The 25442-nt window shown below is 61.5% G+C and carries 22 protein-coding genes and 2 pseudogenes; 10 read left to right on the forward strand and 14 right to left on the reverse strand.

What is annotated here, in order from left to right:
• Nucleotides 1-45: 45 nt before the first annotated feature.
• Nucleotides 46-966: a DMT family transporter gene (locus FHT87_RS09940; protein WP_183727852.1), complete on the reverse strand. Its 921-nt coding sequence runs from the start codon at nt 964-966 to the stop codon at nt 46-48.
• 149 nt (nt 967-1115) lie between these two features.
• Between FHT87_RS09940 and FHT87_RS09945 the strand changes: the two are divergent.
• Nucleotides 1116-1283: pseudogene (locus tag FHT87_RS09945) on the forward strand (NmrA family transcriptional regulator); the annotation flags it as partial.
• Between the two features lie 61 nt (nt 1284-1344).
• Here FHT87_RS09945 and FHT87_RS09950 read toward each other — a convergent pair.
• Nucleotides 1345-2109 carry an SDR family oxidoreductase gene (locus FHT87_RS09950; protein WP_183727854.1) on the reverse strand — a complete coding sequence of 255 codons (765 nt, stop codon included), beginning with the start codon at nt 2107-2109 and terminating at the stop codon, nt 1345-1347.
• A gap of 125 nt (nt 2110-2234) precedes the next feature.
• Between FHT87_RS09950 and FHT87_RS09955 the strand changes: the two genes are divergently transcribed.
• Complete coding sequence (locus FHT87_RS09955; RefSeq protein WP_183727856.1) at nt 2235-3167, forward strand: LysR family transcriptional regulator; 933 nt, start codon at nt 2235-2237, stop codon at nt 3165-3167.
• On the opposite strand, the gene FHT87_RS09960 is transcribed toward FHT87_RS09955, so the two are convergent.
• Nucleotides 3136-4011 (reverse strand): LysR family transcriptional regulator, encoded by an 876-nt coding sequence (locus FHT87_RS09960; protein ID WP_183727858.1) that lies wholly within the window; start codon nt 4009-4011, stop codon nt 3136-3138. The two genes, FHT87_RS09955 and FHT87_RS09960, sit on opposite strands and share 32 nt — an antisense overlap.
• Before the next feature lie 91 nt (nt 4012-4102).
• Between FHT87_RS09960 and FHT87_RS09965 the strand changes: the two genes are divergently transcribed.
• Together FHT87_RS09965 and FHT87_RS09970 are read left to right on the forward strand one after the other, a co-directional pair.
• Complete coding sequence (locus tag FHT87_RS09965; RefSeq protein ID WP_183727860.1) at nt 4103-5356, forward strand: MFS transporter; 1254 nt, start codon at nt 4103-4105, stop codon at nt 5354-5356.
• A gap of 58 nt (nt 5357-5414) precedes the next feature.
• Nucleotides 5415-5816, forward strand: coding sequence for a GFA family protein (locus FHT87_RS09970; RefSeq protein ID WP_183727862.1), 402 nt, complete (start codon nt 5415-5417; stop codon nt 5814-5816).
• A gap of 11 nt (nt 5817-5827) precedes the next feature.
• Here the strand turns inward: FHT87_RS09970 and FHT87_RS09975 are convergent, their stop codons facing one another.
• The 8 genes from FHT87_RS09975 to ubiE form a co-directional block, all read right to left on the reverse strand.
• Nucleotides 5828-7489 carry a urocanate hydratase gene (locus FHT87_RS09975; RefSeq protein WP_183727864.1) on the reverse strand — a complete coding sequence of 554 codons (1662 nt, stop codon included), beginning with the start codon at nt 7487-7489 and terminating at the stop codon, nt 5828-5830.
• Nucleotides 7490-7536: 47 nt separating this feature from the next.
• Nucleotides 7537-7866: a TfoX/Sxy family protein gene (locus FHT87_RS09980; RefSeq protein ID WP_183727866.1), complete on the reverse strand. Its 330-nt coding sequence runs from the start codon at nt 7864-7866 to the stop codon at nt 7537-7539.
• 3 nt (nt 7867-7869) lie between these two features.
• Nucleotides 7870-8967 (reverse strand): DUF917 domain-containing protein, encoded by a 1098-nt coding sequence (locus FHT87_RS09985; RefSeq protein ID WP_183727868.1) that lies wholly within the window; start codon nt 8965-8967, stop codon nt 7870-7872.
• The gene (locus FHT87_RS09990) at nt 8948-10228 is read right to left on the reverse strand and encodes a Zn-dependent hydrolase (RefSeq protein WP_183727870.1); all 1281 of its coding nucleotides are present in this window, start codon (nt 10226-10228) and stop codon (nt 8948-8950) included. The genes FHT87_RS09985 and FHT87_RS09990 overlap by 20 nt, the downstream gene beginning before the upstream one ends.
• The gene (locus tag FHT87_RS09995; protein WP_183727872.1) at nt 10225-11592 is read right to left on the reverse strand and encodes an amidohydrolase family protein; all 1368 of its coding nucleotides are present in this window, start codon (nt 11590-11592) and stop codon (nt 10225-10227) included. The genes FHT87_RS09990 and FHT87_RS09995 overlap by 4 nt, the downstream gene beginning before the upstream one ends.
• 27 nt (nt 11593-11619) lie before the next feature.
• Entirely contained in the window at nt 11620-13203 is a 1584-nt protein-coding gene (locus tag FHT87_RS10000; RefSeq protein WP_183727874.1) for an aromatic amino acid lyase, read from the reverse strand.
• 91 nt (nt 13204-13294) lie between these two features.
• Nucleotides 13295-14869, reverse strand: coding sequence for a 2-polyprenylphenol 6-hydroxylase (ubiB, locus tag FHT87_RS10005; RefSeq protein WP_183727876.1), 1575 nt, complete (start codon nt 14867-14869; stop codon nt 13295-13297).
• A gap of 5 nt (nt 14870-14874) precedes the next feature.
• The gene (gene ubiE / locus FHT87_RS10010) at nt 14875-15651 is read right to left on the reverse strand and encodes a bifunctional demethylmenaquinone methyltransferase/2-methoxy-6-polyprenyl-1,4-benzoquinol methylase UbiE (RefSeq protein ID WP_183727878.1); all 777 of its coding nucleotides are present in this window, start codon (nt 15649-15651) and stop codon (nt 14875-14877) included.
• A 153-nt stretch (nt 15652-15804) separates the two neighbouring features.
• Here ubiE and mutM point away from each other — a divergent pair, with 153 nt between their 5' ends.
• From mutM to FHT87_RS10035, 5 genes are all read left to right on the forward strand, one after another.
• A complete protein-coding gene (gene mutM, locus FHT87_RS10015; RefSeq protein ID WP_183727880.1) occupies nt 15805-16695 on the forward strand; it encodes a bifunctional DNA-formamidopyrimidine glycosylase/DNA-(apurinic or apyrimidinic site) lyase in 891 nt (296 codons plus the stop codon).
• A gap of 9 nt (nt 16696-16704) precedes the next feature.
• Nucleotides 16705-17478, forward strand: a complete 774-nt coding sequence (locus FHT87_RS10020; protein WP_183727883.1) for an enoyl-CoA hydratase — start codon at nt 16705-16707, stop codon at nt 17476-17478.
• Nucleotides 17479-17673: 195 nt separating this feature from the next.
• Nucleotides 17674-17952: a 30S ribosomal protein S20 gene (rpsT, locus tag FHT87_RS10025; protein WP_183727885.1), complete on the forward strand. Its 279-nt coding sequence runs from the start codon at nt 17674-17676 to the stop codon at nt 17950-17952.
• 862 nt (nt 17953-18814) lie between these two features.
• Nucleotides 18815-20368, forward strand: coding sequence for a chromosomal replication initiator protein DnaA (dnaA, locus tag FHT87_RS10030; protein WP_183727887.1), 1554 nt, complete (start codon nt 18815-18817; stop codon nt 20366-20368).
• Nucleotides 20369-20500: 132 nt separating this feature from the next.
• Nucleotides 20501-21583: a saccharopine dehydrogenase C-terminal domain-containing protein gene (locus FHT87_RS10035; protein ID WP_183727889.1), complete on the forward strand. Its 1083-nt coding sequence runs from the start codon at nt 20501-20503 to the stop codon at nt 21581-21583.
• A gap of 45 nt (nt 21584-21628) precedes the next feature.
• Here the strand turns inward: FHT87_RS10035 and gcvA are convergent, their stop codons facing one another.
• A complete protein-coding gene (gene gcvA / locus FHT87_RS10040) occupies nt 21629-22513 on the reverse strand; it encodes a transcriptional regulator GcvA (RefSeq protein ID WP_183727891.1) in 885 nt (294 codons plus the stop codon).
• Nucleotides 22514-22655: 142 nt separating this feature from the next.
• Between gcvA and FHT87_RS10045 the strand changes: the two are divergent.
• Nucleotides 22656-23575 (forward strand): annotated as a pseudogene (locus tag FHT87_RS10045) (DMT family transporter).
• A gap of 4 nt (nt 23576-23579) precedes the next feature.
• Here FHT87_RS10045 and hemW read toward each other — a convergent pair.
• The gene (gene hemW / locus FHT87_RS10050) at nt 23580-24782 is read right to left on the reverse strand and encodes a radical SAM family heme chaperone HemW (protein WP_183727893.1); all 1203 of its coding nucleotides are present in this window, start codon (nt 24780-24782) and stop codon (nt 23580-23582) included.
• A gap of 9 nt (nt 24783-24791) precedes the next feature.
• Nucleotides 24792-25436, reverse strand: coding sequence for an RdgB/HAM1 family non-canonical purine NTP pyrophosphatase (rdgB, locus tag FHT87_RS10055; RefSeq protein ID WP_183801490.1), 645 nt, complete (start codon nt 25434-25436; stop codon nt 24792-24794).
• Nucleotides 25437-25442 lie beyond the last annotated feature (6 nt).

A 25442-nucleotide genomic window follows, 5' to 3' on the forward strand; every position in this document is an offset into this window, starting at 1 on the left:
GGTAAGACCCTAAGCCTTTGACGCAAAACATGCAATCACCGGCGCTCAGGCGTGTTTGACCCGCTTCGCCGTGAAGATCGCGATCGCCATGCCGACGCCGATCAGCTGCAGGATCGCGCCGCCGGCCTCGGCTACGGTCGGCATGCGCTGCTCGAACAGGAAGCCATAAAACAGGCCGAAGACGGTTTCTGCAACGATCAGCTGTGCAGCAAGCGCCAGCGGCAGAAGGCGCGAGGCAATCATCCAGCACAGCGTGGCAAGCCATGAGCCGGCAATGCCCATGACGGCTGCCCAGAGCACGAAGTGAAAAGTCTGCGTGCCGGTGAAGCTGACAGTCTCCCCGAGCGAGGTGAAGGGCAGGAGGACGAGTGCGCCGATGCCGGCGCCGATCCCCTGCAAGGCGGTCCAGTGCATGGCGCTTGGGGCATCCTGCGACTGCATGACCGCAGCGCTCATCATGCCATAGGCGACCCAGAGCGCCAGTCCGATCAGCGCGGCGACGATGCCGAACAGGATTTCCGGCTGATCGCTGGCGGATGTCGTGGCGAAGATCGAGACATTCACCCAGCCGATGCCGACGCCTATCAGGATCAGCGGTATTGCCAGTGTTCTCCAGTCGATGGACCGGTCCTTGAGATTGGCGATGATGGCAAGTAGTACAGGCATCGTGCCGATGACGAGCGGTGGAATGGCAGTGCCTGCGTAATGCACGGCATAGGAAATACTCATGAAATAACCGACATAACCGATACTGCCGAGCGCAATGCCGGTCAGAACTAGCGACCGCCGCAAACCCACTGGACGAAAGCGCGGATTGATCATCAAGATCAGGCTGATGACGGCAAAAAGCCCGTAGCGCGCCACCGTCAGGTCGATCGCCGTATAGGGCGCGACGACGCGCGGGGCGACGAAGCTCAGCCCCCATAGCGCACAGGTGGCAAGACCGCACAGGATGCCGATCAGCATGTGAAACTCCGAAGAGGTGGGGACCGGGCTCCGGCAGGAAAGGGATCGGGAGCAGTCACGGAGAGATGTTGTCTAGCCCAATATGCCCTATCACACGGTTAAACAAGGGCCGGCGTTCGACATGGCAAGGGCGGGTTTGGCAAACAGGCTGGGAAGAGCTGTTCCGTGCTCAGGGCATGAAGAACCCGGAACCCCGCATGCGCATGCTCGACGGCTTCAATGAGGGCTGGGTCGACTTCGAAGGTGGCCGCGAGAGATCGCAGAAGGGTACGATGTCAATCGAAACGGCGATTCGCCGTCTCGTCTCCAGCGCATGAACGAGAAGGCCGCGGTGGGAGGAACCGCGGCCTTCTCATATCTACGAGATAGGCTTCACCCTCAGGTACGAGTGATCGATACACCGCCATCGACCAGCGAAGCTGTGCCGGTGACGAAGCTTGCATCGTCGGATGCTAGGTAGAGCACGGAGCGGGCAAGCTCTTCCGGTGTTGCGACGCGCTTCAGGGCATGCAGGTTGGTGATGAAGGCCTGCTTGTCGGAGGTATCATTCATTTCCCGATACATGTCCGTGTCCACGGCACCGGGCAGAACAGCGTTGACGCGGATATTCTGCGGGCCGTATTCGGCGGCGAGTGCCTGTGTGAGTCCGATGAGGCCGGACTTGCTGGCGGCATAGGCAGCCACACCCGGGAAGGAGAAGCTGTAGCCGATAAAGGTCGAGGTGAAAATCACCGAACCGCTGCCGTGCTTGACCATCTCCGCGATCTGATGTTTGGCGGCAAGGAAGGAGGCCGTCAGGTTGATCGCCACCGTGTCGGCAAAGCCTGCCTCCGAAACTTCTGTGCTCGGGCCGGCCTCACCGATCGTGCCGGCATTGTTGAAGGCGATGTCGAGCTTGCCGTAATTTTCGACGGCGGCTGCGACAAGCGCCTTGTGATAGTCTTCCGAGCGGACGTCGCCGGCAACGGCGACGGCATCGCCGCCCGTGGCCTTGATTTCGGCCACCAGGCTTTCAAGTTCGGCCTGGCGGCGCGCGCCGACGACGACCTTGGCGCCTTCAGCGGCAAAGAGTTTGGCGGTAACGCGGCCGATACCCGAGCTTGCGCCGGTGACGATTGCGACCTTGTTGATCAGACGATTCATTGTTCCATCTCCTGAATTTCGGTTGGATTGGCGTGGCCGCCGGTTTCGATGAGTGGAAGATGGCATTCTTTCTTCGTTCGGATTAGTCTCCTAAATGCGGAGCTCGAATTCGGAAAAGCCGAACGATGATGAAGATCGAGGGTATTACGGCTTTTGTTGCGGTGGTGGAGGCCGGATCGGTGAGCGAGGCCGCTCGACGGCTGCGGCTGTCTAAATCCGTCGTCAGCGAAAGACTGGCGGAGCTGGAGAAGACACTGAGCGCCATGCTCGTCCACCGCACCACGCGCAAGCTGACCTTGACGGAGGATGGAGCCGCCTTTCTGGAGCGCGCCGTACGCATCGTCCGCGAAATGGAAGATGCCGAGGCCGACATGGCGGAACGCCGCGGCACTCTGTCAGGCCCGCTACGCATCGCCGCCCCCGTCACGTTCGGCCGCCTGCATCTCGGCCCAGCGCTCTATCCATTTCTGAAGGCGCACCCGCAGATCGCGCTGACGCTCGATATGGACGACAGGCGAGTCGATCCGGCATCGGACGGATATGACGCGATCATCCGCCACGGTGCCATCGCAGACTCACGGCTGATCGCCTGGAAGCTCGCCCGCAGCCGAAGGCTGTTGGTGGCATCGCCCGATTATCTTGAGCGTCACGGAACGCCGGCTTCGCTCGCCGATCTCAACAGCCATCACGGACTTTTCTACACCAATCGCGGCGTCGCCGACTGGCGGTTCCAAACGGATGAAGGGGCGGTCGTCGTTCGTGCGATGCTGGGTCTCGGCATCAACAATGGCGATATGCTGCACGATGCGGCGATGTCAGGCCTCGGCATCGCGCTTTTGCCGACCTTCATTATCGGTCCCGCAATCCGCGAGGGGCGCCTGGTCGAGATCGATGTGGGTGCCCGGCCGGAGCCGGAATTCATCTACATGGCCCATCCCGAAGGCAGAAATCCCTCGGCCAAGCTGCGCGCCATCGCCGATCATCTGAAAAAGACCTTCGGCGATCCACCCTATTGGGATCCGGCTGTCAGGATAGCAGGCTCATCAGGTTTTCGGTGACGGGAGAGCGCTGGCTGCGCAGCACGGCGAGCGCCAGCCGCGCCACGGCAGGCGGGCCTTCGATCGGCCGGTAGGCGACCCCTGCAAGTTTGATCTGAGAAATCGAGGCCGGGACGATCGAAACGCCGAGATCGGCGGCAACGAGATTGACGACCGAAGAAATCTGCGGCGCTTCCTGCGCCACGGTCAGCTCGAAGCCGGCCTCGCGGCAGGCGCGCACGACATCGTCATAGAGGCTGAGACCGACAAGCCGCGGGAAGAGGATAAAGGGTTCGTTGGCCAGCAAGGCGAGCGACAGCATTCTGTGTTTTGCAAGCGGATGGCCGGCGGGCAGGGCGACGACCATCGGCTCGTCCGGCAGGCGCTTCAGCCTGATGCCATCGGGATCGCTGAGGCCAGGACGCATGAAGGTCGCATCCAGCTCGCCGCGCTCCAGCTTCTGCATCAGCCCCAGCGTATTCATCTCCGTCAGTGACAGGCGCACTTCGGGCCAGCGGGCGCGAAAGCGGCGGATCGTGGTGCTGACTAGGGAATTGAAGGCGGAGGAGGCGGTAAAACCGAGCGACAGCCGGCCGGTCTCGCCGCGATTGGCGCTTTGAGCCGCAAGCCGCGCCTTCTCGGCCGCCGCAAGCGATGCCTTCGCCTCCGGAAGGAAGGCCGTACCGGCGACCGTCAACTCCGCTCCATGCGGCACGCGATGGAAGAGCATCACCCCGATTTCGGCCTCAAGATCGCGGATCTGCTGGCTGAGTGGCGGCTGGCCGATGCCGAGGCGCGCGGCTGCCCGCGTGAAATTGCCCTCTTCGGCGACCGCCAGAAAATATCGGATATGCCGCAGCTCCATCGCTATCTCCAAAACCTATCAAGATCGCCAGTTTCATATATTGGACAAATGGAGGCGCCTTGACTAGATCGGAAGCAGGAAGGAATGACTCATGTCCGACTCTGCAATCCAAGACGTCGCCAGCCTGCAAACAGCCGAGGAGACCCAGGCAAGACACTATCTGACACGCGGCACCGGCGCCTATCGCCGTGCCAGCCTGGCGCTCTTCCTTTCCGGCTTCGCTACCTTCTCGCTGCTCTATTGCGTGCAGCCGCTGCTGCCGATCTTCGCGCAGGAATTTGCCGTCAGCCCGGCCGAAAGCTCGCTGTCGCTGTCGCTCGCCACGGGCTTCCTGGCAATCGCCATCGTCTGCGCTGCAGCCGTCTCGGAGGGGCTTGGCAGGCGCAGTCTGATGTCGATTTCGCTGGTCGGAGCTGCCGTGCTGACGATCGCCACCGCTTTTGCGCCAAGCTGGCATCTGTTGCTGGTTATCCGCGCGCTGCAGGGCTTCGTGCTTGGCGGTGTGCCAGCCGTCGCCATGGCCTATCTTGCAGAAGAAATCGATCCGCGCGGCCTTGGCGCCACGATGGGCCTCTATGTCGGTGGCACGGCTTTCGGCGGCATGTCGGGCCGCGTGCTGACGGGGATCTTCGCGGAATATCTCTCCTGGCGGCCGGCCATATTCCTGATCGGCGCCATCGGCCTTGCTGCGGCCATCGGCTTTATCGCGCTGCTGCCGCCCTCACGCAATTTCGTGCGTCGCGCAGGCTTCGATCCGCAGTTCCATCTGAAGGCCTGGCTCGGGCATCTCGGCAATCCGGCGCTGCCCTTCATCTTCGCCATCGCTTTCTTCGCGATGGGCTCCTTCGTGACGATGTACAATTACGCCGGCTTCCGCCTCGTCGCGCCACCCTATGAGCTCAACCAGACCGAACTCGGCCTGATCTTCACCGTCTATCTCTTCGGTATCGGTGCGTCCTCGATCGGCGGCATCCTCGGCGACCGCCTCGGCCACTTCACCGTGCTGCTGGCGGGCATCGTCATCACAGCAGCAGGCTGCGCGTTGACGCTCTCGGCATCCCTGCCGCTCATCATCCTCGGCATCATCGTGCTGACGAGCGGTTTCTTCATGACGCATTCTGTAGCCAGCGGTCTCGTCGGCAAGCTCGCCGTCGGCACCAAAGGACACGCCTCCTCGCTCTACATGCTCGCCTATTACATCGGCTCCAGCGTCATTGGCTCGGCAGGCGGCTGGTTCTGGGCGATGGAGGGATGGGCCGCGGTCGTGGTCTTCACGCTCATCCTAATGGCGTCGGCTTTTCTCTCTGCACTGGCCGCGCGCCGGCTTGCCCGGCGCCCGCCTTGACTTCCGGTTCACGATCATTAATTTAACCGATAGGTTAAATATCATTCGGAGGAATATCGTGAAGAAAACCTATCATGGAAGCTGCCACTGCGGCGCCGTCGCCTATGAGGCCGGGTTCGACCTCTCGGCCGGCACCTTCAAATGCAATTGCTCCGTCTGCCGCAAGAAACGCAGTTGGCTGGCGATCGTGCAGCCAAATGATTTTCGGTTGGTCTCAGGCAGGGACCATTTGCGCGAATATCTCTTCGGCTCCGGCTCGATCCATCACCTCTTCTGCGAGACCTGCGGCGTGAGCTCCTTCGCTCGCAACGACAACGAGACCATCGGCCCCTTTATCGCCGTCGCAATCAACTGCCTCGACGATGCAGATGCCGAAGAACTTGCCGCGGCACCCATCGCCTATTTCGACGGTCTGAATGACCGTTACGACGCAGCACCCACCGAAATAAGGCATCTCTGAGCGGGTGGCATTCAGCCAAGCCGGATATAGGGCACGTCCTTCTTCGCCACTTCGTCCAGTGCCTCGTCGTAGCCGGCGTCGGCATAACGCATGACGCCGAGCGCCGTATCGTTGGTCAGTGCGTGGTCGAGACGTTCGTCGGCGGCTTCGGATCCGTCGGCAACGACGGTCACGCCGCAGCTCGTCATGTAACCGGCATAACCGCCGCCGCCCGAATGGACGACGACAAGGTCGGCCATCGAGGAGCAGAGCATCATCGCATCGATGAGCGGCCAGTCGGCAATGGCGTCCGAGCCATCCTTCATGCGCTCCGTCATGATATTCGGATGCGCCATCGCACCGGCATCGAGATGGTCGCGGGAGAAGGCGACGGGACCCTTGAGCTCGCCATTCGCAACCAGTTCGTTGACGCGCCGGGCCAGCGCCGTGCGCTCACCGTGACCCAGCCAGGCAATGCGCGCCGGCAATCCTTCGAAGGGAATATGCTCGCGCGCCAGCCGGATCCAGTTGGTGATGATCTTGTTGTCAGGGAACATCTCCAAGAGCAGATCGTCGATCTGCGCGATATCGCTTTCTTCGCCCGACAGCGCCATCCAGCGGAAGGGGCCGATCGCGCGGGCAAAGAGCGGGCGGAGATACGCTTCCGTGAAGATCGGAATGTCGAAGGCATTGGTAACGCCGCCCTCGCGGGCCTGGGTGCGGATGAGATTGCCGTTGTCGAAGACTTCCGATCCGCGCTTCTGGAACTCCAGCATGGCAGTCACATGCTCGACGATCGAGGTGCGGCTCGCGGCCATAAGCTGGCCCTGGCCCTCGTCACGCAGGCCCTTCACCTGATCGAGGCTCATGCCCTTCGGCACATAGCCATAGACGAGATCATGGGCCGAGGTCTGATCGGTGACGATATCGGGCACGATGCCGCGCCGGGCGATCTCTGGATAGATTTCCGCCGCATTGCCGACAAGCCCGACGGACAACGCGCGCTTTTCCTTGACGGCTGCATCGATCATCGCGAGCGCTCCGTCGAGATTAGGGGCTATTTCCTGCAGATAGCCGATCTGCTGACGCTTGCGGGCGCGCTCCGCATCGATGTCGACGCAGAGGATCGCAGCCCCCGCCATGCGGCCGGCGAGCGGCTGCGCACCCCCCATGCCGCCGAGCCCCGCCGTCAGCACGAAGCGGCCATGGAGATCACCGCCGAAGCGCCGTTCGGCGATGCGCATGAAGATTTCATAGGTGCCCTGAATGACCCCCTGGCTGCCGATATATTGCCAGGCGCCGGCCGTCAGCCCGCCCCAGCAGATCAGCCCCTTGCGCTGCAATTCGTAAAAGACCTCGGCCTTCGCCCACTGGCCGACGATGTTGCAATTCGCCATGATGACGAGCGGCGCCTTGGCATGGGTCTTCACGAGGCCGATCGGCTTGCCGGACTGGATCAGTAGCGTCTGGTCCTCGTCCATCTCGGTGAGAGCCTTGACGATGCCCCGATGCGCCGGCCAGTTGCGCGCCGCCTTGCCGAGCGCGGCATAAACAACGAGATTGTCAGGATCCTCGCCGACCGAGAGCACATTTTCCAGAAGCCGCAGCAGCGCTTCCTGCCGCCAGCCCTTGGCGCGCAACTCCGGCCCGCCGGGAATCGGAAATTTCGGATGGCGTGGATTGGCCTTCGGCATCTTGGGTTCCTCGTTTTTCGTCGTCGGCGCATACAGCACCGGCAATTTCACTTAGCTGGCATCGGTTCCACATAAGCGAGTGCCGCATCGATGAGACGCCGTCTCATGGCATCGTCGCCATAGACATCGGCATTGGCGCGCACCCAGCCATGCATGATCCGCTCGCCTGACAGCATCTGGATCACGCCGGGCAGAGCGAGCGCCCAGCCGTCATTGCCCTTGCCGAGACGGAGAAGCATGCCGTCCTGGCGTGCGCAGCAGAGCAGGTTGCCGTTAAGCATGAAGGCCCAGCCGCCGAACATGGATTTTTCGGTCAGCCCCGGCCGATCGCCGAGCTCCTCGCGCATCAGTTCTTCCAGGCCGGGATCGCGTGCCATGCCTCAGGCCCTCGTCTCCAATGCATAGCGCGCGATCTCGATGCCCATCGCCTTTTCGACGGACGGATAGACGGTCGGGTCGAGCACGCTGGCCGAGAGCGGAATGATGTCCTTCGGCACGTGTAGAATGAAGACATGCATGCCGCCCTTGAGCTGGCCGACGGAGAGCGGTTCGCCTTCCTCGGAGAGCGTGGTAATGACGGCCGGGAAGGTTGCGACACGCGTGCCGCCGGCATCATCGACAGCCATATATTCGTTCATCACATGCAGGGTCACGGCCTTGTCGCCGGCACCGACTGTGATCGTGCCGATATCGAAGGCTTCCTTCGTGTAGACCACATCCTTCCTGGTGATCGTACCCTCAGCCAGGATATGGCCGCCCGTCGTCTTGCAGATCGCGTCGATAACAGCCGATCCGCCGCGTTTTTCAGCCTCGATGATCGCTTCGCCGAGCTTCAGCGCCATCGAGATGCCGCCAAGCGCCGCATTCTTGCGGACATAGGAAGCTCGCAGCGGATTGCGGCAGCTGGCGATGAAGCCACCCGACTGATCAGCGGCCGCGCGCAGCACCGGCGAGATTTTCGCAGTCGCACCCTTGACGACCAACTCGATGTAACGGCTTTCGGATCGATTGCCGCCGACGGCCGTTTGGATCATCTGCTCCGGCGAACCCGCCATGCCGATCGACCCCATGTCGCCGGTCGGATGCGCGCGGATATCGCCGACCGCATCGACGACCTTGGTGCCGAGGATGGCCGAAGGCAGCCAGCCGTTCAGCGTCGAGGACTTGCCGTTCTGGCCGATGATGAGGCCGGAGAGCTTTTCGCCGAGCGCCTCCTGCAGAAGCTGCACGGCTTTCACATAATCGATACCCTGCATTTCCCAGGGCGTGGTGGAGGCCGGCGCACCGATTGCTGCCGCCGTCGCGACCCAGTCGCTATCGCCAAGTTCTTCGATGGAGACGAGCTCAGGCTTGCCGATGTTGACGGCGGCATAGCCGAGCATCCGGCCGTGATCGGCCCAGCCGCCACCGCCGGCGGCATAGACGGAACCGCCCTTGACGGCAGCTTCCACGTCCTTCTCAACCAATATGCGTCCCATCGCCCTTCTCCCTGATCAAGTTCCGATCCATCTCGCGCACCGCTTCGAAAAGCACCGCGGCGCCGAGTGCTATGTCGTCATTTTCAGCCCATTCATCCGGCGAATGGCTGCGGCCTTCCCTGCAGGGCACGAAGATCATCGCAGCCGGCGCCATGCGGGCGATCCAGGCCGTATCGTGGCCGGCGCCTGATGCCATGAAGCGGTGTTTGGCGCCGACCGTCTCACAGGCGCGCTCCAGCGTGGAAAGCAGGCCCTTATCAGCAGGTGTCGGGAGATTGTCGGAGATGCGGTTGGGGGGCGCGATCGTCACGCCGAAGGCCAAAGCAAGCTTTTGCGTATGGCCGTCCAGCCAGTGGCAGAAGGCCTCCATGTCGGCGCGGATTTCGGCCCGTCCATCGATCAGCAATACGACGCGGGAAGGAACGACGTTGGCGGCATTCGGCTCGATGCGAAATTCACCGACGGTTGCCGCAAAATGACCGGGTGTCCTGGCAAGTTCGCTGGCGGCATTGCGGATATCGAGGACGAGCTGCGAAGCGGCAACCAATGCATCGGCGCGCGATTCCATCGGCGTCGTGCCGGCATGATCAGCACGACCCTCGACGGTGATTTCGATGCGGGTAATGCCTGATATCGCCGTGACGATGCCGATATCCTGGTGTTCGGTCTCAAGGACGGGGCCTTGCTCGATGTGCAGTTCGAGAAACCCGGCAATATCGGGCTTGTTCTCGTGGGTCAGTATGCCCGGCGACCCACCGACCTCGGCAATCGCTTCGGCAAGATCACGCCCCTCCACCGTGCGGGAAAGCCACGCCTGAGGCAATTGCCCCGTCATGCCGCGGCTGCCGATGCAGGAGACCCCGAAAATGCTGACTTCCTCGGCCAGGAAGTCGACGATCTCCAGATCATGGTCGAGGCGTATTTCCTTTTCCCGCAGCGCCCGCGCCACCTCCAACGCTGCAGCAACGCCGGCAATGCCGTCAAAACGTCCGCCATCCGGCACGGTGTCGGAATGCGAGCCGAGCATGAGGACGCCGGAGCCGGGTTTTAAGCCTTCCCGCCGGCCGATCAGGTTGCCGGAGGCATCGATGCGGGTATCCAGGCCGATCGCCCGCATGCGTGCCTCGAGATAGGCGCGGCCTTCGAGAAAGAGCGGAGAAAAAGCCCGTCGCGTCCAGGGATGCCCCGGCTCGGTGATGGTGGAAAGGGCTTCGATATCCTCGGCGATCCGGCCGGGATTGACGGGCAGGTTGCGGCTCATGCCAGCACCTGTCGCGGCAGCGGGCGCACGAAGCGGCCGGCACCAGGCTCCGCCAGGACCTTCGAACCTTCGGTGATCATTTGCCCGCGCAGCCAGGCTGCCGAGACCGTCCACGGCAGGCGCATGTCGTTATAGGGGCTCCAGCCGACGACATTGTTGCCGCTGGCCGATGCATCATAGATCGTTTCCTTGGGTTCCAGCACGACGATGTCAGCATCCTTGCCCGATGTCAGCGCGCCCTTGATGTGGTCGAGACGGAAATGCTTCGCTGGGTTCTCGGCCATTAGCTTCGCCGCCCAAGTCAAGGGAATGCCGCGTTCCAGGGCGCCCTTGATGAAGAGCGGCACCATGACCTCCAGACCCGGAACACCCGATGCATTCGCCAGCATGTCCGGATTGGTCTTGCGGTTTTCCGACCAGCTCACATGGTCGGTCGAGACCAGCCAGACATTGCCTTCGGCAAGCTTGCGCCACAGGGTTTCGACCTCGGCGCGCGGACGCACCGGCGGATTGATCTTCGCCTTGCCGCCGAGGCGCTTCACATCGTTTTCCTCGTCAAGTGTAAGGTAGTGAATGCAGCATTCGACCGTCGCCTCAAAACCGTCGCGGCGATAGGCTCGGGCGATGTCATAACCCCGCCCGAGCGAGCAATGCACGACATGGGATGGGCAGCCGGTATTGGCGCCAGTCTCAAAGATCGTGTGCATGGCAAGCAGTTCGGTGATCGGCGGGCGCGACAGGCCATGCGCGCGCCAGTCGGTAATGCCGCTTGCCTTCACCTGCTCCATATAGGTGCGGACCGCCTCGTCATCCTCATTGTGCACGCCGGCCGTCAGCCCGGTTGGCGCAATCGCCGCAAAACAGGCGTCGAGCAGGGCCGGTGGGATGCGCGGGAAGCGTTTGGGATCGGTGCCGAAGGTTGAAAACTTGAAGGCGGCAACACCCGCTTCCACCATCTCGGCAATGCGGGCAGCCCCTTCCTCGGGATCGACGGTGCCGTAGAGCGCAAAATCGACCCGCGCCTGCGGGCCGGCGTGATCGACCTTCTTCTTCACCGCCTCAGCCGAGCAGACGAGATTTCCCTCGTCATAGGGCATGTCGACGATGGTGGTCACACCGCCCGCAGCCGCCGAGCGAGTCGACCAGATGAAATCCTCCTGACCCTTCTGGGAGAGCGAATGGACCTGCGCGTCGATGGCACCCGGCAGGATCAGCGCCTTGCCAAGCAGATGCCTTTCCCTGGCTGCCGGCGGCACGCCGATACCGACTTCTGCGATCTTTCCCTCGCGAACGGCCACATAGCCACCTTCGAGAATACGCTCCGGCAGCACCACCGTGCCCTGCAGAACGAGATCGAAATCCATGCCGCGTCTCCCTCGATAGGTCTTTATTCAGATGATGGCCGGTTCTCGCGTCAGCCGTTCCTCGATGCGCTCGAGCGAACCGAGCGCGAAGAAATCATCGAAGGAAGCAATCGGCACCTGCTCGATCAGCTTCGAGATGAATTCATCCGAGCCGAGCTCTTTCTCGATCGCTTCCACCTCGGCCGAAAGCGGCCGGTCGACCGTATAGAAGGCCGCATGTTTGCGCACGACCGCGTAGAGCATGCCGGCCACACCCTTCGGCGTGTCGCCGATAATATCGATCGCTTGTGCCGAAAGCAGGGCCTCCAGCGCCGCCAGACGCTTCAGCGCCCGCATCTGCCGGTCGAAACGTTCGATGACGAGCGGCAGGAAGGCTGCCTCGTCCTCAAGGCCGGCTGCAACGACGAGGGATTGCGCGGAAACCGGGTTCGACATGGAAAGCACGCGCGAGAAGATTTCGCCGGCAAGCTTGATGATCGGCCCGAAACCGGTGGCGATACGACCCGGCGGCACAAGATTGACCGGCAGGTCGCGCCGCTGGCCGTTGCCGAGCAGGACGCAGCGGTTGAAGGCGTTACGCGCCGCATGCGCCATGCAGAGCGCTGCCGATTCCAGGAGGATCGTCACATCGAGCGGCAAGGAGCCGCCTGAGGTCATCACCCGTCCTTCCACGACGACGGGATTGTCGTCGGAGCGGCCAGTGGCGGCAAGGATCTTATGGCCGGTCGAAAGCAGGTTTTCGATAACAGCACCAAAAACCTGGGCGATCATGCGCAGGCTCAGCGCGTCCTGCACGTGGGTGGCGACCGGCCATTCCCATTCGTCTGAGGCGTTGCAAAGCCAGGCGCCGATCAGCGCCTCCCGCGCCGTGCCGACATGGCGCACGGCCCGCCAGGGATCGCGCGATGCGCCGAGCGCACCGGAAGCCATCATGCCGGTTGCCAGCAGCACGCGGATCGAGGCCGCAGCATTGCGTGTCGTCTCGGCTGCTGCCGCGAAGCTGACGGCATTGACGCTGAGCGAGGCGAGGCTGTCACGCGGCGCCATCTTGACCGGCGCCATGCCGGCTGCCCGGAAGGCTTCTGCCGCCTGCATGCGGTTGCCGCGATAGATCGCTTCCCCGACACCGGTCAGCACTGCGCCGATCTGGCCCATGAGGCCGATATCGGCGCAGCCGATGGAACCGGTGCGGCGCACGACCGGAATGAGGTCGGCCGAGAGCATTCGTATATAAGCTTCGATCAACTCAGGCGTGCAACCGACCTGGCCCGTCAGCGCCGTATTGACGCGCATCGCCATGGCATTGCGCACGACATTGCAGGAAAAGGGCGTGCCGGTGCCGAAGTGATGGGCGCGTACGAGCCCGAGATTGAAGGCGTCGAGATCCTCCGGTGACCATTCGACATCCTTCATGGCACCGACACCGGTGGTCGCACCATAGACCGGCATGCCGGATTCGATGGCATCTTCGACGATCGAACGCGCGATCTTCACCCGCTGCATGCCGATCGCCGATGCTGAAAGTGCAACCTTGCCGGAGCCAATCCTCATCATCTCGGCAAAGCTGAAGGGCTGGCCGCTCAGTTCGATTCCGGGGCGTTCGTGCTTCATGTTCTCATCTCCATGGAGGCGAGACTAAGCGAGCCTCACATCTGGCGGGATATCCCAAATGCCGAACACATCATGCTTTTATTGCTTCCTGTCAGCTCATTACCCAGGCAATATAGAGAAGCGTGAGCGCAATGATCCAGAGGGCTATCTTGGCGGAGCGGTTATGGCGCGCTTCCGCTTTGCCGATGGCCTCAGCCGTCTGCTCGTCGAAGCGCAGCCCGTGCTCGCTCATATGCAGAAGCTGATGGTGGAATTTCTCCGTCTGGGCGGCAATTTCAGGTGCTGCTTCGGCAAGCTTTACGGCTGCCTTCAGTCCATCCTTGAGATCGGTGACGATGCGCTTCGGGCCGAGATTGTTCTTGATCCAGTCGCCGACGACCGGCTCAGATGCCTTCCACATGTTGAAGCGCGGATTGAGCATGCGCGAGACGCCTTCGACGACAACCATCGTCTTCTGCAGCATCACGAGCTCGGGTCGCGTCTGCATGTCGAAGAGTTCGGTCACCTCGAAGAGCAGCGTTAAGAGCTTGCCCATGGAGATCGTCTCGGCCGGCTGGCCGTGGATCGGCTCGCCGATCGCCCGGATCGCCTGGGCAAAGCTCTCGATATTGTGGTGGCCGGGCACATAGCCTGCCTCGAAATGCACTTCGGCCACCCGGATGTAATCGCGGGTAATGAAGCCGTAGAGGATCTCGGCAAGGAAACGGCGCTCCTTCTTTCCGAGGCGCCCGACGATACCCATGTCGACGGCGACGATCATGCCGCCGTCATCGACGAAGAGATTGCCCGGATGCATGTCGGCATGGAAGAAGCCGTCGCGCAGCGTATGACGCAGGAAAGACTGGATCAGCGTATCGGCAAGCTCGTTGAGATCGTGGCCGGCGGCGCGCAACCCTTCGACATCGGACATCTTGACGCCGTCGATCCACTCCATGGTGATGACGTCGCGGCCCGTGCGCTCCCAGTCCACCTTCGGCACGCGGAAGCCGGGATCCTTCTCGGTATTCTCGGCAATCTCCGAAAGTGCGGCTGCTTCCAGGCGCAGGTCCATCTCCACCTTGGTGGTCTGCTCCAGCGTCTTCGTCACTTCGACCGGCCGCAGGCGCCGGCTGGCTGGCATGAAGCGTTCCTGCATATGGGCAACGAGGTACATCGCTTCGATGTCATGGGCAAACCGCGCCCTGACACCCGGCCGCACGACTTTGACGGCGACCTTTTTAGGTCCTGCCGGCGTGTTGACCTCGGCAGCATGTACCTGGGCGATAGAGGCTGCGGCAATCGGATCGCCGAAGCTCGCATAGAGATCTGTGATCGGACGTCCGAGCGAGCCCTCGATATTCGCCTTGGCGGCAGCCGCGGGGAAAAAAGCCATCCGGTCCTGCAATTGCGACAAGTCGTCGGCAAATTCGACGCCGACGACATCGGGACGCGTCGCGAGGAACTGGCCGATCTTCACATAGGACGGCCCCAGCCGTTCAACGGCTTTAGCCAGCCGGTCACTGCGCTTCTGGGATTTGCTTCGATTGCGGGCGAACATGCCGACGAAGGATTTCGCCAGGCTGATCGATGGCGGCAGACCCTCCGAAGGCAGGGCCGAGATGACGCCTTCGCGCACCAAAATCCAGCCGACCCTTGCGAGCCTGAAATATGCTCCGAAAGCACTCATGCGGATCAGAGCTTCCAGCCGGAATGCAGCGCAGCGATGCCGCCGGTATAATTGGTGTAGGTCACGCGCGAGAAGCCGGCCGTGCGGATCATCGCCGCGAAATTCTCCTGGTTCGGGAACTTGCGGATCGATTCCACAAGATACTGGTAAGGCTCGGCGTCGCCGGTGATCGCCTTGCCGAATTTCGGGATGGCGTTGAAGGACCAGGCCTCATAAACCTTGTCGAGAACCGGCAGGTCCACTTCCGAAAATTCCAGCACAAGCAGCCGTCCCCCGCGCTTCAGCACGCGATAGGCTTCCGAGAGCGCCACCTCGATCCGCGGCACGTTGCGGATGCCGAAGGCGATCGTATAGGCATCGAAGCTGTTTGCCTCGAAAGGAAGGTCCTCGGCATTGGCTTCCACGAAGGTGAGATTGTCCGAAAGCTTCTTCTTTGCCGCCCGCTCCGCACCGACGCCGAGCATCGAGCCGTTGATGTCGAGCACGGTCGCGTGCGCCTGACGGTTCGAGGCCTCGACGATGCGGAAGGCGATATCGCCGGTGCCGCCGGCAACGTCGAGCACTTTGTAACCCGGCTCCTTGCGCGGATTCAGTGCCGCAATCATCGCATCTTTCCAGACACGGTGCATGCCCATGGACATGACGTCGTTCATGATGTCGTAGCGCTTGGCGACCTTGTGGAAGACCTCGTTGACGAGGCCTTGCTTTTCACCGGTCGGCACCTCGCGGAAGCCGTAGGACGTTTCCATGCCGCCATCGGCGGAGGTCCGGCTGTCTGACATCAAGCTACTCCGTTCACATCAAGAATTCGACGCGGCGACCATAGCGAAAGCGAGGGCGCGGCGCTATCTGTGGGCCACAATCCGCCCGCGGCACGTTGGCGCTATAGCGCACATCGCGGGCGGTTGAAACACGTTAGATATAGATGGGTTAAGATGCCGGAATTGCCAGAAGTAGAAACGGTGAAGCGCGGACTGACGCCGGCAATGGAGGGCGCGCGCATTGAGAGGCTGGAATTGCGCCGCGGCGATCTGCGGTTTCCCTTTCCGCAGGGTTTTGAGCAACAGGTATCCGGCCGGAAGATCCTCGGCCTCGGACGGCGTGCCAAGTACCTGCTCATTGATCTCGACAGTGGCAAGACGATCATTTCCCATCTCGGCATGTCCGGCTCCTTCCGGATCGAGCAGGGGCCGCTGACTGCCACGCCGGGCAATTTTCAGCACGAGCGCTCCAAAGACGAGAAGCACGATCACGCCATCTTCCATCTGGACGGCGAGGGCGGCCCGCGCCGCGTTATCTACAATGACCCGCGCCGCTTCGGCTTCATGGATATTGCCAACCGTTCCGAGCTCGATGCGAATCCCTTCCTGTTCGGCCTTGGCCCGGAACCGACAGGCAACGAATTGTCAGCCGGCTACCTGGCCGAACGTTTCGAGGGCAAGGCTCAGCCGCTGAAGAGCGCACTCCTAGATCAGAAAAACATCGCCGGGCTCGGCAATATATATGTCTGCGAGGCGCTCTGGCGGTCGCATCTGTTGCCGACGCGCGCAGCCGGCACGCTGGTGAACAAGGCGGGTAAGCCGAAGGAGCCGCTGAACCTGCTGGTCAGCTCCATCCGCGATGTCATCGCCGATGCGATCGCTGCCGGCGGATCGTCTTTGCGCGACCATATCCAGACGGATGGTTCGCTCGGCTATTTCCAGCATTCCTTTTCCGTCTATGACCGCGAAGGTCTAACTTGCCGCACGCCGGGCTGTGGCGATACGGTCTCGCGCATCGTGCAGGCTGGCCGCTCCACCTTCTATTGCGCCACCTGCCAGAAATAGGAGAGCGCCATGGCCTATGAAACACTTCTTGTCGAAACCCGAGGGAATGTCGGCCTCATCACACTGAACCGGCCCAAGGCGCTGAACGCGCTGAATTCGACCGTGCTCAAGGAATTGAAGCTTGCCTATGCGGCCTTTCATGAAGACGAGGCGATCGGTGCAATCGTGCTGACCGGTTCCGAGCGCGCCTTTGCCGCCGGCGCCGACATCAAGGAAATGCAGCCGCTCGATTTTGCCGAAGTCTACAAGAGCGATTTTATCAGCGGCTGGGACGAGATCGCCAAGGCCCGCAAGCCGATCATCGCCGCTGTCAGCGGTTTTGCGCTCGGCGGCGGATGCGAACTCGCCATGCTCTGCGACTTCATCATTGCCTCGGAGACGGCGAAGTTCGGACAGCCGGAGATCACCCTCGGTGTCATTCCCGGTATCGGCGGCTCGCAGCGCCTGACGAGAGCGGTCGGCAAGGCCAAGGCGATGGACCTTATTCTGACCGGCCGGATGATGGATGCGGCGGAAGCCGAACGCTCGGGACTCGTTTCGCGTGTGGTGGCACCCGAAGGTCTGCTGGATGAGGCGTTGGAGGCTGCTGCAAGGATCGCATTGCTGTCGCGTCCCTCGGTACTGATGGCGAAGGAGGCGGTCAGCCGCGCCTTCGAAACGACGTTGGAAGAGGGCCTGCGTTTCGAGCGCCGCCTCTTCCAGAGCCTCTTTGCGACCGAGGATCAGAAAGAGGGCATGGCCGCCTTCATCGAGAAGCGCAAACCCGCCTTCAAGAACAGGTGAGCGGGCGGCGCAGGGAAACGGGCCTTTCCTTGAAAATGCGCGTTGACGTGGGTCGGCTTTAGCGTTATATGCCCGCCCACGGTTCGGAAAGCCGCTCAGGTTTTCCACTAATGCTCCCGTATTGCTGAATTTGAGTGGCCGCAGGGCCGGCGCGGCAATGGCGGAGTTTTGTTCGAATTCTTGAGAGAGGCATCCATGGCCAATACAACTTCGGCGAAAAAGGCGACCCGCAAGATCGCTCGCCGTACCGCAGTCAACAAGGCTCGCCGTTCGCGCGTTCGCACCTACGTTCGCCAGGTCGAAGAGGCACTCGCCGCTGGTGATGCCGCCAAGGCAAAGGAAGCCTTCCTCGCAGCCGAGCCCGAGCTGGCACGCGCCGCAAGCAAGGGCGTCCTGCACGCCAACACGGCTTCCCGCAAGGTCTCGCGCCTCGCTGCTCGTGTGAAGGCTCTTTCGGCTTCTGCGAACGCCTAAATATCTCATTAACGAATTGCTCGTTATGATTAGCCCGGTAATTTTACCGGGCTTTTTCGATTCCGCTGCCTGCCACGGATATGGTTAATCCGGCGACGATTTCGTGTCAGGGGCATGACAGGAAAAATCGTTTAAAAACAATAAGTTACGCAAGGATCTTTTTAAAGGTTGCGACTCTGGTCACGCAACCCGCGGCATCAAATGAGTCAAGAAGATTTTTTCTTTTTTCTTTTTATGCGTGTCCAAAATAGCCCAGTTGGGGAATCTCCTTGATTCAAAAGCGATTCTTTTTTGACGTTGGTGTGACGCCCTAAAGGGGCCGCCGGAGTCAATGGCCGCTTCTTAATTTTGCGTAAAATTCATCGTTGATCTTGCCTTTTGATCCTGCCTAAATGGCGTCCAGCAAAGGGCGCGGACATCACCTGCAGAAGTCAGTCCAAACTGCCACGTCGGCAGGACGATGGTTCTGTGTCACTTGCGGCGGAGCGTAAAGCTTCCGTTTTCTCACGCACTCGACGGCATTGTACCGTGACGTGGCTGTCACGGGACGGGGACGTTTTGTGCTCTCCGAAGCCACACGTATTACGCGAGGCCGGGAGAAGGGGCAGGGGACGGTGTAACATTGCGTTCGGGCTTGCGGGCGAAAAACGAGGATCGGCCGCCAGCCTGACATAGAGCGTTTGTGACGGTTGTCGCATGACCGCGGCCACTGAAGGGTTTCTGTGTCGGTCTCAGAAATGGGACAGTGTTTGAGTGAACCGGCATGCGGGCGGCTCATGAGGGTGTCGTCGGCTGTGTCAAAGCGGGGAATGATCGGGCGGCTGTCAACGAATGACCGCCCGAGGAAATGAAAGGCGGCATTATGCAGATGAATTCGATGACGACGGGTGCGCTGGATAACGGGGAAGCTGCACCGCAGTCTTTCGGTTCCATTCACCTGAGCGCAACGGAAGAAAAGGGTGAGATGAAGCATGGCGTTCTCTTCGAACGCGTCAGCGCGCGTCTGAAGGCACAAGTCGGTCCTGACGTCTACGCAAGTTGGTTTGCGCGGCTCAAGCTTCATTCGGTTTCCAAGAGTGTCGTCCGTCTCACCGTTCCCACGACCTTTCTGAAGTCGTGGATCAACAACCGGTATCTCGATCTCATTGTTGGTCTGTTCCAGGCTGAAGATCCCGAAATCCTGAAAGTCGAGATCCTTGTGCGCACGGCAACCCGCGCCGGTACGAAGGCGCTGGACGATGCAGTCTCCGTCGAGCCGGTCACCCAGCCCACCCAGCTTCGCCGCCCGGCTTCGGCCCAGCCGGCGGGGCAGATCGTCCAGCAGGCTGTTTCGGCCGCCGCTGCGGCGCGCCCGGCAAGTGTCGGTTCGCCTCTTTTTGGCTCGCCGCTGGATTCCCGCTTCACTTTCGACACCTTCGTCGAGGGCAGCTCCAACCGTGTGGCGCTCGCCGCCGCCAAGACTATTGCGGAAGCAGGTCAGGGCGCCGTGCGCTTCAACCCGCTCTTCGTCCATGCGACCGTCGGCCTCGGCAAGACCCATCTGCTGCAGGCGATCGCCAATGCCGCCGTGCAGAACCCGCGTGGGCTGCGCGTCGTCTATCTGACGGCCGAATACTTCATGTGGCGTTTTGCGACCGCAATCCGCGACAATGACGCGCTGACGCTGAAGGACTCGCTGCGCAACATCGACCTCCTGATCATTGATGACATGCAGTTCCTGCAGGGTAAGATGATCCAGCATGAGTTCTGCCATCTGCTGAACATGCTGCTCGACAGCGCCAAGCAGGTCGTCGTCGCAGCCGACCGCGCACCGTGGGAGCTGGAATCGCTCGACCCGCGTGTCCGTTCGCGTCTGCAGGGCGGTGTGGCGATCGAGCTCGACGCCCCGGACTACGAGATGCGTCTCGAAATCCTGAAGCGTCGTCTGACGGCGGCCCGTCTGGAAGATCCGTCACTGGAAATCCCGGCCGAACTGCTGCAGCATGTCGCCCGCAACATCACTGCGAGCGGCCGCGAACTGGAAGGCGCCTTCAACCAGTTGATCTTCCGCCGCTCCTTCGAGCCGAACCTGTCGATCGAGCGCGTGGATGAGCTGCTGGCCCATCTCGTCGGTTCTGGTGAACCGCGTCGTGTGCGTATCGAGGACATTCAGCGTATCGTCGCGCGTCACTACAACGTCTCGCGCCAGGAGCTGGTCTCGAACCGCCGCACGCGCGTCATCGTCAAGCCGCGCCAGATCGCCATGTATCTGTCGAAGACGCTGACGCCGCGCTCTTTCCCGGAAATCGGCCGCCGCTTTGGCGGACGCGACCATACGACGGTTCTGCACGCCGTGCGCAAGATCGAGGAACTGATATCGGGAGACACGAAACTTTCGCATGAGATCGAGCTTCTGAAGCGCCTCATCAACGAATAATCGGTGCATGCCACCATGAACCGGCAGCCGGGAGTGATCCCGGCTGTTTTCTTTTATAAGCGTTTTATTCTATACAGCCTCCACGTGAGAAAATTGCGTCGGTGAAGAATGTCGGCGCTCGGGAGGACATTAATGAGTTTTGAACGGATTGCCGTGATCGGCCTGGGCAAGGTCGGGCGGCTGGCGGCAACGCTTTTGCATGAGGGCGGCTTCGAGGTTATCGGCGTCGATGCGCAGCCGCCCGTGGGCGACCTGCCCTTCAAATGCCAAACCGGTGATATCACCGACGTCTCCGTCATCGGCGAGCTGCTGTCGGGCGTCGAGGCGGTCCTGTCCTGCCTGCCCTACCACCTGAATATCGAGTTGGCCCGCGCCGCTCATCTTGCCGGCATCCACCATTTCGATCTGACCGAGGATGTGCCGACCACCAATTTCATCATCGAGCTTTCCAAGACCGCTCGCGGGCTGATGGCGCCGCAATGCGGTCTGGCGCCGGGTTTCGTCGGTATCGTCGGCGCAAGCCTCGCCGATGGCTTCGACCGCTGCCGCTCGATCCGCATGCGCGTCGGCGCTCTGCCACAGAACCCGACCGGACTTCTGGGTTATGCCTTCAACTGGTCGCCGGAAGGCGTGGTCAATGAATATCTGAATGACTGCGAGGTCATCGAGGGCGGCGTGCGCAAGCTCGTCTCGCCGATGGAATGGCATGAGACGATTTATGTCGGTGGCGTCAAGCTGGAGGCTTTCACGACCTCTGGCGGTCTCGGCACCATGTGTGACACCATGCTCGGCAAGGTCGATAACCTCGATTACAAGACGATGCGTTATCCCGGCCACATGGAGCTGATGAATTTCTTCTTCCATGAGCTTCTGATGCGCGACAGGAGACAGCTCGCCGGTGAAATCCTGACCAACGCCAAGCCGCCGGTCGATGATGACGTCGTCTATGTACATGTCGCGGCCGAAGGCACGATCAATGGTGCCCTGCGTCGCAAAGAGTTCGTGCGCGCCTATTATCCGATCGAGATTGCCGGCGCGCGGCGCACCGCGATCGCCTGGACGACCTCGGCGTCGGTGGTTGCCGTCATCGAGATGGTCCGCGACGGCTTGCTGCCGGCCAGCGGCTTCCTGCATCAGGAGCATATTCCACTGGAGATGTTCCTGAAGACGCCGACGGGTAGTCTCTTCAAGGCAGGAGCTACCAGCCGGGATTAAAGCAATTCCAGTAAACCTGCGTAGCGGTCTTGCGTCCGGATTGCTCTAAGCCGTCGCTTCCGAAAGCAGCCAGCGCCGGAACGCTGCGACCGCCGGGCGCTCCAGCGCTGTGCCTGGATAGACCAGATGGTAGGCAAGCTTGCTTGTGAGCCCCAGTGGAAAGGGTGCCACAAGCCGGCCTTCGGCAAGCTCCTTCTCGATGAAGGAGCGGCGCATCAGCGCCACACCGAAACCTGACTTCATCGCTTCGAAAGCGCCATTGCCGTCGCTGAAGATCGGACCGCGGGAGGCATCGACTTTCGTTGCGCCCGCGGCCGCCAGCCAGAGCTGCCAGTCGCGGCGGTAGACGTCGTGGATGAGCTGATATCTGGCGAGATCGTCGGGCGAAGGATCTGCGCCAAGCGCTGTGGCAATTGTCGGTATACAGACCGGTACCAACTCGTCATCGACCAGCCGTTCGCTGATCAGCCCTTCGTAGCCGCCAAGTCCATGGCGGATGGCGAGATCGATTCCATCGCGTTCGAAATCGAACATGCGATGGGAGGCGCTGATGCGGACATCGATGTCCGGATGCATGTCCTCGAACCGCTGAAGCCGCGGCAGCAGCCAGTGCGTTGCAAAACCTGCCGTACAGGTGAGCGCCAGCGCATTGCCGCGCCGCCGTGCGGTCAGCGATGCCGTTGCCTCGCGCACGAGCTGGAAGGCGGTGCGCAACGTCGCGAAATAATCGCGGCCTTCCGCGGTCAGCAGAATTTGCCGGGTCCGCCGCTCGAAAAGCGAGACGCCGAGCGAAGCCTCGAGGTCGCGGATCTGCAGGCTGACAGCGCCGGGCGTGACATGCAGCTCATGTGCCGCCTGTGTCATGCTCAGGTGACGCGCCGTCGCCTCAAAGGCGCGCAGGGCCGATAGCGAGGGCAGCGGATCATTCATGGTTTAGCTCAGCTCAATCATAGAAAAAGAAATGCTCGTTTGTCAGGTGATAAGGAATACTAATAAAAACTGATATTTCTGGCAAATATGCGTGGGTGCGCCGCGAAGAACGCTTTAGCAGAATTCGATAGAGGAGATTGTCATGGCACTGCAGAAATCCATGGGCGCCGTAGAATGGGCCATGCTGATCGTCTTGTCGCTTCTCTGGGGCGGGTCCTTCTTCTTCAACGGCATTCTCGTGAAAACACTGCCGCCGTTCACGATCGTGACTGGACGTGTTCTGCTTGCCGCTATCGCGCTCAATCTGATCGTGCGTGCCATGGGCCACGCCATGCCGCGCGACAGGCAGAGCTGGATCGCTTTCTTCGGCATGGGCTCTTGAATAATATGATCCCCTTCTGCCTGATCGTCTGGGGCCAGACGCATATTGCGAGCGGCCTTGCGTCGATCCTCAACGCCACGACGCCGCTCTTCGCCGTGATCGTTGCCCATGTGCTGACGGCGGATGAAAAGTTGACGGTAAACCGTCTCTTCGGCGTGATCGTCGGATTTGCCGGCGTTGCCTACATGATCGGCTTCGACGCTTTGAAGGATCTCGGCTCGAACGTGCTTGCCCAACTCGCGGTCCTCGGTGCCGCCTTCTCCTATTCGCTGGCTGGCATCTGGGGACGGCGATTCCGCCGGATGGGCCTTGCGCCGCTCATTCCAGCCGCCGGACAGGTGACGGCTTCGACGGTATTGATGCTGCCGATCGCCCTGGTCGCCGACCAGCCTTGGACGCTCGCCATGCCCTCCGCCGAGACTTGGCTGGCGCTATCAGGCCTTGCGATCCTCTCGACTGCCGTGGCCTACGTGCTCTTCTTCCGAATCCTGGCCACTGCAGGTGCCACTAACCTGATGCTGGTGACCTTCTTGATCCCCGTCAGCGCGATTCTTCTCGGCGCGGCGGCTCTCGGCGAGCAGTTGCAGCTCAAGCATCTGATCGGCATGGCCCTGATCGCGGTCGGCCTTGCGGCGATCGATGGGAGGCTCGTCAATCTGGGGAGGAGACGCGTCGCCTGACGGTTCAGCAGGCGAGGTCCGCAACGACGGAATCAAGGATGAGCATGCCTGCCGGCGTACAGCGCAGGCGGGAATTGCCGATCCGCTCGATGAAGCCGTGCTCCAGTAAAAACTCTTCGCGTTTCGGATCGGGATCGCGGCCGGAAAGCTGCTGCCAGCGGGCAAGGTCGACGCCTTCCTTCAGACGCAGCCCCATCAGCAGCAATTCATCGGCCTGCTCATCGAAACCGAGACGCTCTTGCTCGATGATGCCGTGCCCGTCGCGTTCGACGAGCTCCAGCCAGGCTTCCGGCTTGCGTTCCGTAGCAGTCGCGATCTTTTCTGGCCCGCGTGTCAGGCGCCCATGCGCGCCGGGGCCGATGCCGGCATAGTCACCATAGCGCCAGTAGGTGAGGTTGTGGCGGCTCTCCGCGCCGGGTCGGGCGTGGTTGGACACTTCATAAGCCGGCATACCTTCGCGCTCGGTGATCTCTTGCGTGGCTTCGTAGAGCGCCGCCGACTGGTCTCCGTCAGGCACGATCAACTTTCCGGCCTTGTGGAGACCGTAGAACGGTGTGCCTTCCTCGATGGTGAGCTGATAGAGCGAGAGATGGTCGACAGCGTAGGAAATGGCTTCTTTGAGTTCCCGCTCCCATTCTTCCACCGTCTGGTTCGGGCGGGCATAGATCAGGTCGAAAGACATGCGCGGGAAGATGTCGCGCGCGAGCTTGATCGCCTTCAGCGCATCGGCGACATCATGCAGCCGACCGAGGAATTTAAGATCGCGATCGTTCAGCGCCTGCACGCCGAGCGAGACACGATTGACACCTGCGGCGCGATAGCCGCGGAAGCGTTCCGCTTCGACGCTGGAAGGATTGGCCTCCATCGTGATCTCGATACCGTCAGGAACGTGCCAATGCCGCGAGATGCCACCAAGGATCGCGTCGACCGTTTCCGGCTTCATCAGCGAGGGCGTACCGCCGCCGAGAAAGATGCTGGTCACCGTCTTCGGCCCGCTCATCTGGCGGGCCGTTGCGATCTCCTTCAGGAAGGCCGCGACGTAGCGTTCCTGATCGACTGGCTGATGCCGGACATGGCTGTTGAAATCGCAATAGGGACACTTCGCCGCGCAGAAAGGCCAATGCACATAGATCCCGAAACCGGGCTCACCGGTATCGGGCAGAAGCTTTGCATCGCGCATCAGTGCAGGCGACTCGATCATGTTCAAAGCTTGGCCTTATGCTTCCAGGCAGGTTTCGACAAAGAGCTTGAAGGCACGGGCACGGTGCGACAGAGCCTGCGGCTTGCCGATATTCCATCCGTGCTTTTCTTCCGCGCTCATCTCGCCGAAAGTGACATCATAGCCTTCCGGCTGGAAGACCGGATCATAGCCGAAACCCTGTATTCCGCGCGGCGGCCAGGCGACCGTGCCTTCCACTTCGCCGCGGAAAAGCTCGGTATGGCCATCCGGCCAGGCAAGGCAGAGCACGCTGACGAAACGGGCAGTGCGCTGCTCGGGCTTGGTGGCGCCGGCCTTTTCCAGTGCTCTCTCGACCTTCTCCATGGCCATGTTGAAATCGCGGCTGCCGTTACCGGTCTCCGCCCAGTCGGCCGTGTAGACGCCGGGATCACCGCCGAGCGCATCGACTACGAGGCCTGAATCATCAGACAGGGCCGGCAGGCCGGAGGCTTGCGCCGAGGCGAGCGCCTTGATCGTCGCGTTCTCCTCGAAGGTCGTCCCGGTTTCCTTCGGTTCGATGAAATTGAGCTCGGCAGCTGATTTGGCGGTAAAGCCCAGCGGCCCGATCAGATCCTGGATCTCGCGGATCTTGCCCTGGTTATGGCTGGCAACAACAATGGTCTTGGTTTCGAGCTTACGCATAAAATA

Origin of the sequence: Rhizobium sp. BK316 (genome assembly GCF_014193695.1) — a bacterium.
Classification (GTDB): Bacteria; Pseudomonadota; Alphaproteobacteria; order Rhizobiales; family Rhizobiaceae; genus Rhizobium.